Genomic DNA, 11,482 nt, shown 5'->3' on the forward strand with positions numbered 1-11,482 from the left:
GATCTCCGGTGGTCAGCACCTGCTGCCATCCGACCGGACGTGCACGTGGATTCGGGCGTCAGATCAGCGGGCAGCTGTTGCGGTACTGCCGGATGCCGGATCGGTCGTTGAGGGGGCAGAGGAAGGGGCTGTAGCGGGTGTCGCTGTCGATGAATATCTTCAGCCACGGGATCATCGTGCGGGCAAGCGTGGTGCTCGGCTGTCCGATGTAGTTGTGACCCGCACCCGTCACCTCGATGTAGGCACGCTCGGTGGCGGCGGGAATGGTGTCGTACAAGCTGGTCAGGCGTGCCGGCGTCACGAGCGTGTCGTTCTGCATGGCGTAGATCAACGTGGGCACCCGATCGTTGGCCAGGCTGCCCGACGGCAGGTGGGGCGCGTTTCCGATCGTCGCCTTCAGCGTCGGCCGCCGCAGGGCCGCGTCGAGGGCGCCACCGCCGCCCATGGAATGCCCCAGCACCGCGAGGCGGTTGGCGTCGAGACGGGTACGCACGGAACTGCGTTGGGCCAGGTAGTCCAGTGCCGCGAGCAGTTGGGTGCCGCGGCTGGTGGGGCTGTCGTTGAGGTTGTTGGTCTCGATTCCGAACACGACGAAACCCTGCGAGGCCAGCCGAGGCCCCAGCCAGGAAATTCCGGACCAGGTGCCGTTGAGCCCCGGCGAGATGGCGATTCCGCCGAAGGTGCCCTGGCTGGTGCTGGTCGGATAGTAGATCACCCCGCCGCCGAATCCGTTGCCCCTGGGCACCGTGGTCGAGGCGATGGCGAAGGGTCCGGTGGGGGCCGCGATGCTGGCGGCGGTCGGATTCGGACCACGTTGGTAGGGGCTGGCAGCGGCGGCAGGGCTGGCCGCTGTCGTCGCGGCGACCAGGCCCAGGATGATCGCGACGCCACCAAGTGCCCTACGGATCGGCGATGGGCGTGGTTGCCGTAGCCGAGCGGTTTCCTCGTACGACATGGGCGTTCCTCCTTGTTGTTTCGCAGGCGGGAAGACCCGCCCTAGGCGACGGCGTCGGTGCAGGATGGGGATCGAGGGAACTCCGGAGCAACGAGGCATTGAATCGTTTCACTATCAATGCGCCTCGACGTTAAACCAATTCATGGCCACCCGTCAATGCATGGGCCGGGACCCCTGACCACTCATCGCAAGCGATCAATGCCGACCTTGGTCACACCCACTGGGGCGACAGCCAACCCGACGCCATTTCCGTACCGAACAAGCCCCCGATGGCCGGTCGCGGTCAATGTGGACCGCGTCGGCGCCACGCCCCTTGACGCAGCTACCGGCCCGTTCATACGCTATCGACAAGCTGCGATGTGAAACGTTTCATTGTATTCCTTTGTTGTCGATGGAACGTTCTACGGCTTCTTTCACCACCACCGCTCCCGCTCCCCACCACGGCATGCCCACATGGCAGTGTCATCCCGTTCCATGGAGGTCCAGGTGCTCAAGGCTGTCCTTATTCCTCAACGCAGACGGTTCAGCGGCACACGTGTCGCCCTCACATCTGTCGTCGCCATCGCGACCTGCGTCGCCGCCACCCTGCTGTCCGTGCAGGGTGCCGAGGCCGCACCGCCCACCTGGCCGGCCAACCCGAACTGGCAGAGCCTTGTGCCCGCCCCCACCAGCGACAACGTTCGTCCCGTCCAGATCGTCCGCACCAGCGGTTCGGTGACCAACGCCGGGGCGCTGACCGGTCAGGGCAGCGGCTCGACCACGCTTCGCACCACGTCGAGCAGCTCACCGGCCACCGTGGTGCTCGACTTCGGCAAGGAGGTCGGCGGCAATCCCTACGCCAATGTCTCCTCATCGACGCCCTCCGGCGGATCCTCGAACACCCTGCGGGTCACCACCAGCGAGGCACTGCCCTTCCTCACCGCGAACAGCAGCGGAATCTACAACAACGACAACGGCTCCCCCATCACCCTGAGCGTGACCGGCGCCAGGACCTACACGGGCGGTCTGCGGGGCGGCTTCCGCTTCATGGCGGTCCAGCTGACCACCCCCGGTACGTTGACGCTGACCGCGGCCGGCCTCACCTTCCGGGCCTACCGCGCCACACCCGACAGGTACCAGGGCTGGTTCATGTCCAGCGACGACCAGCTCAACCGGATGTGGTACGCCGGGGCCTACACGGCTCAGATGGACATGGTGCCGGTCGGTGTGGCCTCCTGCTTCAACGTGCCCGTGGTCTTCGACGGCGCCAAGCGCGACAGGGCGATCTGGTCCGGCGACCTGCTCATCACCAACCCGGTGATGCAACTCTCCCTGGGCACCAACAGCGTCCCGTACGTCAAGGGCTCCATCGACAGCATCATGAGTCTTCAGGCCTCGAACGGCCGACTGACCAGCGCGGTCGGTTTCCGCGGGTGCGGCAAGTTCGACTACGCCGTGACCTACTCCGCGTACTCGGCCATCATCGCCATCCAGTACTACCGCTACACCGGCGACACGGCGTACATCACCGCCCTGCGACCCAGACTTCAAGCGGCGGCGGCGTACCACGCGACGCGGCTCAACTCCAACGGCCTCGTCGTCACCAACGACCCGGACTACTGGCAGACCACCCAGAACGGCGAGGTCACCGAGTACAGCCTCGCCTACTACGAACTGCTGCAGAACATGATCTGGATGGAAAGCCGAGTCGGCACCGCCGCCCGGGTCACCGAGTACACCAACATGGCTACCGCGTTGCGGAACGCCATCAACACGCGGCTGTGGAACGCCTCGGCCGGCCTCTACAAGCACACCTACGACCGGCCGAACGTCTTCCCCCTGGACGCCAACATGAACGCCATCAGGCTGGGTGTCGCGCCACCGGAGCGGGTGCAGGGCATCCTGACGTACTTCCGGAGCCGGTGGCAGGAGCACGGTAGCCAGATCAGCCAACCGGCGCCGAGCATGGCCGATCCGTACGGTCACACCATCGAGCCACTGAACAACACCTGGGAGGTCATGGCCCGCTTCGACAGCGGTGACGCCGCCGGCGCCATCGAGTTGCTGCGGCGGCACTGGGGCATCCAGGTCGACCCGAACAGCGGCTACTACACCGGAACGTTCTGGGAGTTCGTCAACAGCAACGGCCTGCCCTCACGTGGCTTCGACAGCCTGGCCCACGCCTGGGGCGCCGGCCCCACCCAACTGATCACCGAGTCGATCCTCGGACCGACGGCGATCAATCCGGGGTACTCGACCTGGCAAGTGAAGCCGAGACCGGCCAACCTGAACTGGGCGCAGGGCCAGGTCCCGACAGCCCGAGGAGCACTCACCGTCAGGTGGGCCCGGGATACCGCCAACCAGTTCCGCATCCAGGTGACAGCGCCGGCCGGCACCAGCGGTCAGATCTGGGTGCCGCTGCTGTCGGCGTCCGCCACCACGACGGCGCCCCCCGGTGCCACGTTCGTCCGCCGCGACGGTGGCTACGACGTGTACAACGTCAATGCCGGAACATTCGAGTTCACCTCGGCACCGTAGTCGGCCCGCACCACCCGCAGGCGGTTCCGGCGCCGGCGGATCGTGACACGCAGGGCAGCGGCCCGTGGCCACCGTGATGACGGACGGTGGCCACGGCGCTCGCTGCAGCTACCCGGTTAGAAACCGACGCACCGGTGCCGGGCCCCGTGCAGGTGCACGTGGGAAAGAACAGCTCCTCGCCCGGCAACTCGACGCCGTGCGCCACGCCGACGAAGCCTACGTGGCCGCCAGCGCGGGTGCAGCCAATGGTCTTGTTAGGACAGCGGCGGACAACAATAATTCGGCGATGTCCATGCTGATCTCCGCGACGGGCTACTTCGATTCGGCCTTGGAACAGATGCTGACGCCGGCCTATGTGTTGACCGACAACGCCTCCATCGTCTGGGCTGACCGGCGACCACCTCCGGCCGAGCTCACGGCGTCGGCCGAACGCGTCTCGCTCCCGGGTCAGTACCTGCTGCCCGGGCTGATCGACAGCCACGTGCACCTGGCCTTCGACTCCGAGGCGAGCGACTGTGTCGCCGTACTGTCGGAACGGGACGACGAGCGCCTGCTGGCGGACATGGCCCAGCGGGCTCGCCGCGCCGCCCGCGCGGGTGTCACGACGCTACGCGATCTCGGTGACCGCTCGTTTCTGACCCGACGGCTGGCCGACCGCGCAGATGAGGATCTGCCCACGATCGTGACCGCCGGGCCCCCGCTGACCATCGCGGGTGGTCACTGCCATTTTCTCGGCGGTGTCGTCGACGGCGACGGTCCGGACGTCGTGGCCCGGCACGCCGAGCAGGGCGTTGACTTCGTCAAGGTCATGGTGACCGGTGGCATCCTCACCAGCGGGTCCGCACCCGGGCAGGTCCAGTTCGACGTCCACGAACTCCGCTCGATCGTGAATGCCGCTCGGGCGTTCGGGCTGCCCGTGGCAGCGCATGCCCATTCGACCGCCGGCATCCGGCTCGCCGTACAAGCCGGCGTACAGAGCATCGAGCACTGCACCTTCTCCAACGACCTGGAATTCGACCTCGATCCGGCGTTGGTCGCGGAGTTGGTCAGCACCGGCACCTGGGTGTGTCCCACCTACGTCGACACTCCCACGGTCAGCTGGGATCCCGAGCACTTCGCCTGGCGGCGCCACGTGTTGGGCCGGCTGCGTCAGGCCGGGGTCAGACTGGCGTTCGGCAGCGATGCGGGGGTCAAGCGCGGCCTACACCATGACAGCGCCCGGTGGTCGGTGACGTCGTTCGTCTCGGCCGGGCTACCGGCGCCGGCCGCTCTCGCGGCCGCCACCCTGGGCGCCGCACGGGCCTGCCGGGTCGAGGACCGGAAGGGCCGCCTCTCGCCGGGTGCGGACGCCGACATCATCGCCGTGCGGGACGATCCGCTCACCGACCCGACCACCCTCGTCCGGCCCTCGTTCGTCATGATCCGCGGCCGGATGGTCAGTCCGTCGACCGATCCGGCCGTGGAGGCCGACTGCCCTGGCAACTGAGCACCGCCACAGACCGTTCACCCGGTCACCTCGGTGACGAAGTCGGCGAGCCGACGTACGCCCTCATCGATCTGAGGCGGCGTCAGATAGCTGCACGACAGGCGGATGTCGTTGCGCCCAGACCCGTCCAGGTGGAAGGCGGACATGGGCATCCACAGCACGCCGAACCGGGACGCGGCGAGTTCCAGCAACCCGTAGTCGGCCACCACCGGTGTCCGGAGCCGTACGAAGAAACCACCTTGCGGGCGGTTCCAGGTCACCCCCGACCCGGGCGGTAGATGCCGGCCCAGTGCCGCCAGGAGATGGTCGAGGTTGCGTTGGTAGACCCCCGCACGGGCCTGGCCCAGGGCGGCCATCGAACCGCCGTGCGCCAGCAGCATTCCGCCGATGATGCCCTGACAGATGGGAGAGGTGTTGACCGTCACCATGCCCTTGAGCAGCGCGAGGGCCTCCGACAACGTCCCGCCGCCCCGGTCGTCGTAAAAGCGCTGGTCGGCGACCACGTAACCGACCCGCGCGCCGGGCAGACAGGTCTTGGCGAACGTGCCCAGGTGTACGACCCGGTCGCCACCGGTCATGGCCTTCAGCGACGGAGGCACACCGGCGGTCGGGGCGGTGAACGCGTAGGCGCTGTCCTCAAGGACCAGAAGATCCTCTTGCCGGGCCACCGCGAGCAGCGTCTCCCGGACGTCGGTGCGGCAGCACACCCCGGACGGGTTGGCGAAGTCGGGCGCGACGTACACCGCGCGAATCCGGCGCCCCTGGCTTCGCGCCACCGCACACGCCCGCTCGAGCGCCTGGGTGTCGATGCCCGCCTCGGTCTCCGGCACGGCCACGAGCGGGATGTCCAGCAGCCGCGCCGCCCCGACAATTCCGACATAGCACGGGTTCGTCACGGCCAGCACGTCCTGCCGCGAGCGGCACAGCGCCCGCAGCACCAGCAGCATCGCCTCCTGAGCGCCGACGGTGACCACGACCGCCTCGGGGGACACCGCAACGCCGAGGTCGCGGGTGAGGGCTCCAGCGATGAGTTCGTTGATGATGCCCTGGCTCGGGCCGTACTCGTGGAGCAGACGCCGGATCCGCTGATCGCTCAAGCCCCGCTCACGGGCCAGGTACGTCTGGTAGACGCCGAGGTAGTGGTTGACCGCGGTGTCGTCGAGGTGGCCGAGGTCGGGCGCTCCCGGCGCGAACGAGATCGCCGTCGGATGGCGCGACATGATCTCGTTGAGCACCTGGACCGACCGCAGGGCCGGATCCGCCAGCGATGAGTGCAGCAGCAGCGGCTCGTCGCGCTTCGACTCGGTCAGAGCTTCGACGCCGGAGAGTTCCATGCGGCACCCACCTTGCGCAGGACGTCAGCGCTGTAGAGCCGTCGGGCCTGCACGACGGCGAATTCGGCAAGGTACTCACGGAACATGGTCAGCGGCTCCTCGGCCAGGCTGAGCATCGCGCGGTTCGCGGCGACCGCCGGGCTGGCCAGGTCCCGCACCGCGTCCTCGATCGCGGAGTCCATGTCCTGCGGGGCAACGACCTGGTCGCAGATGAGTCTGGCCTCCGGATCCTTCGCGTGCAGGCGCTCACCGCCGAGAATCATCCGGCGCGCCAGCCGAGCGCCGACCGCACGGGGCAGACGCATGTTGGCGATTCCCGGGACAATGCCTTCCTTGGCTGCCGGCAGGCTGAACCAGGAGTCGTCCGCGGCGATCACCCTGTCCATCACCAGAAGCAGTTGCAGGCCGCCGCCGATGGCAAAGGAATCGACTGCGGCGATCCACGGCTTCGTGACCGACGTCCTGGTCTGGTCACGGTCATGCGCCAGGCCCCGGATCATCTTGTGGACACAACCGAGCTCCCGCCGGAGCAGAAAGTCGACAAACGAGATGCGCCCGTCGCGAAGGTGCCGCAGGTTGAGTCCGGCGCTGAACACCCGCCGGCCGTCATAGCCGCCACGACGCACCGGGCCACCGCGGAGCACGCCGACCCGTACCTGCGGGTCGAGGAGGGCCAGGTCGACCGCGGTCTCCATCGCCTCGACCAGTTCGTCGTCCTCGGCGTTGAGAAACTGATCATTGTTAAAGGTCAGGTGGGCGGCCTCGCCGCGCCGCTCCAGCAGCACCCGACCCAGGTCGAGTCGTCCGGTGGCCTGGAACGAGGGCAGCAGGGACGCGGCGGCCGTGCCGGGGCGGCGCATCGCCCAGATCAGGTGCTCACCGATTTCGGGCACCCGCAGCAGGCCACGGAAGAAGATCCCCTGATCGATCTCCAGTCCATCCTTGTCGGCCTGACGACGCGCTCGCTCCTCGGCGAGTTGCCTAGCGGTCGGCACCAGGCCCGGAAATGCCTCCGCCGCGGCCAGCACGAGCGGCGACAGCGTGAGAGGACGCGAGCGGTCATGGGTGAGGGCATCGTAGATCGCCGCGGCGTGGGCGTCGACGAACGCGTCGCGGGCCTCCCGGGCGCTCTCCAGCAGGGAGTCGGCGGCCGCCTGCTCCTCCGCCGTACGACAGGCCCTGGTCGGCAGGCGGCCGAGCGCGCGTTCGCTGTGGGCGACGGTGGCAGCCAGGGTCGCCGCCTCGCCGGCGAGCCGCCCGCTCATCTCTTGCTCTCGTCGACCCGCGACGTGACCAACCGGCGCAACTCGCGATCGCAGGCCGCGAGGTGAGTACCGAGCGCGTCGTCGAACTCGGTCGCAATGGCCTCCAACAGCAGTTGCCGGCGCATCGCGAGATCGAACCCGGCCGTCGGTCCCATCAGCATGGCGGCTGAGCGCCAGGTCGTGTCGAGCTGTTCGGGCGGTGCGACCTCGTCGACAAGCCCGAGCCGCAGCGCCTCGTCCGCGTTCAGCTCGTGCCCCCACAGCACCAGCTGCCGTGCCTTCGAGAGCCCGAGTCGCTGCACGAGCCGGTGCAGCGCCATCCCCGGCCAACAGTGCCCGGCGTTGATGGGCAGGAAGATCCGGCAGTCGGTGGAGACGATGCGATAGTCGGTGGCGAGTAACAGATCGAGCGTGGGACCGCCGCATACTCCGTCCGCCACCGTGATGCACACGGCAGTAGAACGTTCCAGCCGACGCACGGCCCGCTCCCACGAATTGACCTCTTTGATGGTGACCGCGCCCGGCCAGGACTGTTCCCCCTGCCGGAACGCGGCCATCCGCAACAGAATCACCTGCTGACCCGCGTGATCCTCCGCTCGTTGGCTGGCAGCGTTGACTACCGCGGTCACCGCGGCCAGCCCACGCGTGGCGTCGACCACGAGTTCCAGGGCGGTTTCGTCGCCAAGCCGGAAGACCTCACCCGATACGTCCACAGCTCCCCGATCATCACTGGCAGACACGTCGAACATTATCATCATCGATGCCACTCATCGGTGCCTGTGCATGTCTAACACCTTCCTGTCAATCCAGGACGGACGGACTGCTCTACCAGCGCAGCAAGGCGGTCTCAATGGTGGACCCCGGACCCATAGTCATGAGTACGCCGTAGTCACCCGGGCGTGCCACGCCCTCGCTCCGCAGGCGCTGATAGGAGAAGAGGAATGAGCCGCTGGACAGGTTGCCATAGTCGCGCAGCACGCTACTGGTGTGCCGAAGCTCGTGCCGAGTCAGCCCGAGATTGACCCGTACCGAGTCGATGACTTTCTTGCCCCCGGAGTGCACCACCCAGTGCGCGATATCGGACTGCCGCAACCCGGTGCCCGCCAACAGCCGCCCGACAACCTCCTCGGCGTGCGCACCGACCACGTAGGGGATGTGCGGATCCAGGAAAAAGCTGAACCTGCCGTGTTCCATGTCCCAGTCGAACCGCATCGCCGCGCTCGCCTCGGGGATCACCTGACTGGCGAAGGTCACCAGCTCCGGCCCATCCGTCGGCTTACCGGCGACCACGGCAGCGGCAGCAGCCCCGTCCCCGAAGAGGCTGTTCACGACAGCGGTGCGCATGGTGCCGTCGAACACGTACGCGGCCGAGCACACCTCGATGCAGACCACGAGCGCCAACTCGCCGGGATGACCACAGGCCCAGTTCGCCACGGCGTCGAGCGCGTTGAGGCCGGCGTTGCAACCCATCCCCACGACATCGAGCCGCGAGCACTTCCGGGACAGCGACATCTCCTTGATGACCAACGCGGAGAAGCCCGGCGTCAGTAGGCCGGTGGACGACACGCAGCACAGGTAACGCACGTCGTCGATCGAGGCGCCCGCCTCGGCCAGGCAACTGTCGATGGCCGCCGACGCGATTCGCAGCCCGCCCGCCCGGTGTTTCTCCAGCAACTGCCCCTGGGACTCGGTCTCCCGGGCTCCGTCGGCCCCGGTGGGTGGCAGCATGAGATGACGGCGCTCAATAGCGCTGTTCTCAAACAGCAACCGGATCTTCTCGTCCTTGATGGCGAACTCGGCCAACAGGTCGGCCTGCGAGTAGGAGTCCGGTGGAACGGCGGTCCCCACTCCGACGATCCGTGCGGTCCGCCGCCGCGAATCGGTGCCGCCCACCATGCCTGTCATCGAGGTACTGTCCATGGTCGATCAGTCCAATCCAGTTCAAGTCGAGGGAACGGGCGGGTGAGCCTCGTGTCGGCGCAACGGGTTCGGTACGTCAAGGACGGCCGGGTCGCCCGGGTGACGCTCAATCGACCGCGAGTGCACAACGCGATGGACCTCGCCATGCATGCGCAACTGGCCGAGGTCTGGGACGACTTCGCCGCCGACGACGACCTCTGGGTCGCGGTGTTGACCGGGGCGGGCACCCGTGCGTTCTCCGTCGGGCAGGATCTCAAGGAGACCGCGGAGCAGATCCGCACCGGCAACCCCCCGGCGTCCTCCTTCGGTAGCCGGGGCCGGCCCGGATGGCCAAGGCTCACGGAGCGCTTCGACCTCGACAAGCCGGTCATCGCGGCGGTCCGGGGGTATGCCCTCGGGGGCGGGTTCGAGTTGGCTCTGGCCTGCGACATCATCATCGCGTCCACCGACGCCACCTTCGCGCTGCCCGAGGCCAGGCTCGGTCTTGTCCCAGGGGCCGGCGGGGTGTTCCGGCTCACCCGGCAGGTACCGCTGAAGGTCGCCATGGGTCATCTCCTCACGGGCCGCCCACTGACCGCCGACCGCGCGTACGACCTGGGTGTGGTCAACGAGGTCGTGCCCGCGGAAGAACTCGACACGGCCGTGGCCGAGTGGGTGGAGGACCTACTGCGCTGTGCCCCGCTCGCGGTGCGCTCGATCAAGCAGGCCGCGGCTGCGTCCGCCACCATGCCGCTCGCAGAGGCTTTCCGGGCGCACTACCCGGGCGAGGAGCGACGCCGGCACAGTCGTGACGCGTCCGAGGGGCCGTTGGCGTTCGCGGAGAAGCGCCAACCACGGTGGACGGGCACCTGATCGGGTGGTCATCCCAGGTAGTCCTCCGGTCCGCCGTCCCGGACGGTGTCGAGAGTGAAGCAGTGGAAGCCGCCGCCGAAGAGCCGCCGATGCCGGTGACGCACCGGAACGACAGTGAACTTCCGCTGTTCCAGGGTCTTGATCAGCTCCGGGCATGCCTCGTTGACCAACACCGTGTCCGGGTCCACCGACAGCACGTTGAGGTCGATGAATGGGCTGGTCAGAACCAGGTCGTCGTCGGCGTAGGTGGGGAAGTTGTTCCCCTCCGGCGGTGGTGGAATGATCATGTCCCAGCTGCGTAGTGGCGCCGGCAACTTCTCGGCGACCGCTTCCGAGCGCACGAGCAGGGTGCCGGGCCGCAGCGCGAGCACCATACTGTCGATGTGGCTGTCCGAGAGGCGGTGCACCCGGTGGAACCGGAACCGTCCCTCGAAGTGGCGCTCCAGCCAGTCGACCGCGTACGCGTGGTTGACGGTGGAGACGTTCACCACGATGTCGCGGCCGAGCCGTAGGCACTGCGCGCCATCGAACATCATCTCGAAGCCGACATCGTAGGCCGAAGGCTGAGGGTTCCGGATCGGCTCGGTCGGGCCACCGATCGACGATGACTCGGCGTAGGACAGATCAAACGACGAGTCGGTCATCAGGGGCCTGGGCATGACAGTCCATCTAGCCCCCTCGGCGAAGTACCGGGCGAAGATCGGCTTGAGGAACTGGGTCTCGAAGTAGCGCGCGCGCACCATCGGCGGCGTCTCGACGATCTCGTCGCCCAGGATCAGCGTGTTGTCCCGCACGTTCAGCGGCGGCACCACCGCCGCTTCCCAGGCCAGGGTGCGTACCGACGCGGTGTCCGAGCGAACGTCGAGCGGTCGGTGCACGGTCACGCCCAGAGACTCCAACGTCGAGGCGATGCCGTCGACGTCCTCGTTCAGTTCGTCGACGTAGCGTTGTTTGATCGCCAGCCGTTCACTGCTGCCGTCCGAGGGCGAGACCGCCAGGCGGGGGTAGTACCACTCGGATCGGATCAGGTTGTCGTGGAAGAACAGGTCGAAGGATAGTTCCCGTTCGTGCGAGGTGTAGTTCAGGGCCGATCCGACGACCACCTCGCGCAACGGCGACCATTCGTCATAACTGTTGAGGTGCACGGCAACTC

General features: G+C 67.6%; 9 protein-coding genes. 3 read left to right on the top strand and 6 right to left on the bottom strand.

Going from position 1 to position 11,482, the window contains the following annotated elements; all coding sequences use genetic code 11:
* Nucleotides 1–58: 58 nt before the first annotated feature.
* Nucleotides 59–955: a dienelactone hydrolase family protein gene (locus O7601_RS24595; RefSeq protein WP_281563460.1), complete on the bottom strand. Its 897-nt coding sequence runs from the start codon at nucleotides 953–955 to the stop codon at nucleotides 59–61.
* A gap of 594 nt (nucleotides 956–1,549) precedes the next feature.
* Here O7601_RS24595 and O7601_RS24600 point away from each other — a divergent pair.
* The gene (locus O7601_RS24600; protein ID WP_281563461.1) at nucleotides 1,550–3,472 is read left to right on the top strand and encodes an alpha-L-rhamnosidase C-terminal domain-containing protein; all 1,923 of its coding nucleotides are present in this window, start codon (nucleotides 1,550–1,552) and stop codon (nucleotides 3,470–3,472) included.
* A gap of 64 nt (nucleotides 3,473–3,536) precedes the next feature.
* Nucleotides 3,537–4,958: an amidohydrolase family protein gene (locus O7601_RS24605; protein WP_281563462.1), complete on the top strand. Its 1,422-nt coding sequence runs from the start codon at nucleotides 3,537–3,539 to the stop codon at nucleotides 4,956–4,958.
* 17 nt (nucleotides 4,959–4,975) lie between these two features.
* Here O7601_RS24605 and O7601_RS24610 read toward each other — a convergent pair whose 3' ends face one another.
* From O7601_RS24610 to dpgA, 4 genes are all read right to left on the bottom strand, one after another.
* On the bottom strand, nucleotides 4,976–6,292 hold the full coding sequence (locus O7601_RS24610) for a PLP-dependent aminotransferase family protein (RefSeq protein ID WP_281563463.1): 1,317 nt from the start codon (nucleotides 6,290–6,292) through the stop codon (nucleotides 4,976–4,978).
* The gene (gene dpgC / locus O7601_RS24615) at nucleotides 6,265–7,557 is read right to left on the bottom strand and encodes a (3,5-dihydroxyphenyl)acetyl-CoA 1,2-dioxygenase DpgC (RefSeq protein ID WP_281563464.1); all 1,293 of its coding nucleotides are present in this window, start codon (nucleotides 7,555–7,557) and stop codon (nucleotides 6,265–6,267) included. The genes O7601_RS24610 and dpgC overlap by 28 nt, the downstream gene beginning before the upstream one ends.
* Nucleotides 7,554–8,315, bottom strand: a complete 762-nt coding sequence (dpgB, locus tag O7601_RS24620; protein WP_281567022.1) for an enoyl-CoA-hydratase DpgB — start codon at nucleotides 8,313–8,315, stop codon at nucleotides 7,554–7,556. Before dpgB ends, dpgC begins: the two co-directional genes overlap by 4 nt.
* A 67-nt stretch (nucleotides 8,316–8,382) precedes the next feature.
* Entirely contained in the window at nucleotides 8,383–9,462 is a 1,080-nt protein-coding gene (gene dpgA, locus O7601_RS24625; protein WP_281563465.1) for a 3,5-dihydroxyphenylacetyl-CoA synthase DpgA, read from the bottom strand.
* Nucleotides 9,463–9,519: 57 nt separating this feature from the next.
* Here dpgA and dpgD point away from each other — a divergent pair, with 57 nt between their 5' ends.
* Nucleotides 9,520–10,329 (top strand): enoyl-CoA-hydratase DpgD, encoded by an 810-nt coding sequence (dpgD, locus tag O7601_RS24630; RefSeq protein WP_281563466.1) that lies wholly within the window; start codon nucleotides 9,520–9,522, stop codon nucleotides 10,327–10,329.
* Nucleotides 10,330–10,337: 8 nt separating this feature from the next.
* Here the strand turns inward: dpgD and O7601_RS24635 are convergent, their stop codons facing one another.
* Nucleotides 10,338–11,474 carry a glycine amidinotransferase gene (locus O7601_RS24635; RefSeq protein WP_281563467.1) on the bottom strand — a complete coding sequence of 379 codons (1,137 nt, stop codon included), beginning with the start codon at nucleotides 11,472–11,474 and terminating at the stop codon, nucleotides 10,338–10,340.
* Nucleotides 11,475–11,482 lie beyond the last annotated feature (8 nt).

The sequence above is a fragment of the Verrucosispora sp. WMMD573 genome (assembly GCF_027497175.1).
In the GTDB taxonomy this organism is placed as follows: domain Bacteria; phylum Actinomycetota; class Actinomycetes; order Mycobacteriales; family Micromonosporaceae; genus Micromonospora.

Bases quoted from the DNA above. Each gene is read 5' to 3' on its own strand.
- O7601_RS24595 (WP_281563460.1), bottom strand. From the start codon at position 955: ATGTCGTACGAGGAAACCGCTCGGCTACGGCAACCACGCCCATCGCCG.
- O7601_RS24610 (WP_281563463.1), bottom strand. From the start codon at position 6,292: ATGGAACTCTCCGGCGTCGAAGCTCTGACCGAGTCGAAGCGCGACGAG.
- dpgC (WP_281563464.1), bottom strand. From the start codon at position 7,557: ATGAGCGGGCGGCTCGCCGGCGAGGCGGCGACCCTGGCTGCCACCGTC.
- dpgB (WP_281567022.1), bottom strand. From the start codon at position 8,315: ATGATGATAATGTTCGACGTGTCTGCCAGTGATGATCGGGGAGCTGTG.
- dpgA (WP_281563465.1), bottom strand. From the start codon at position 9,462: ATGACAGGCATGGTGGGCGGCACCGATTCGCGGCGGCGGACCGCACGG.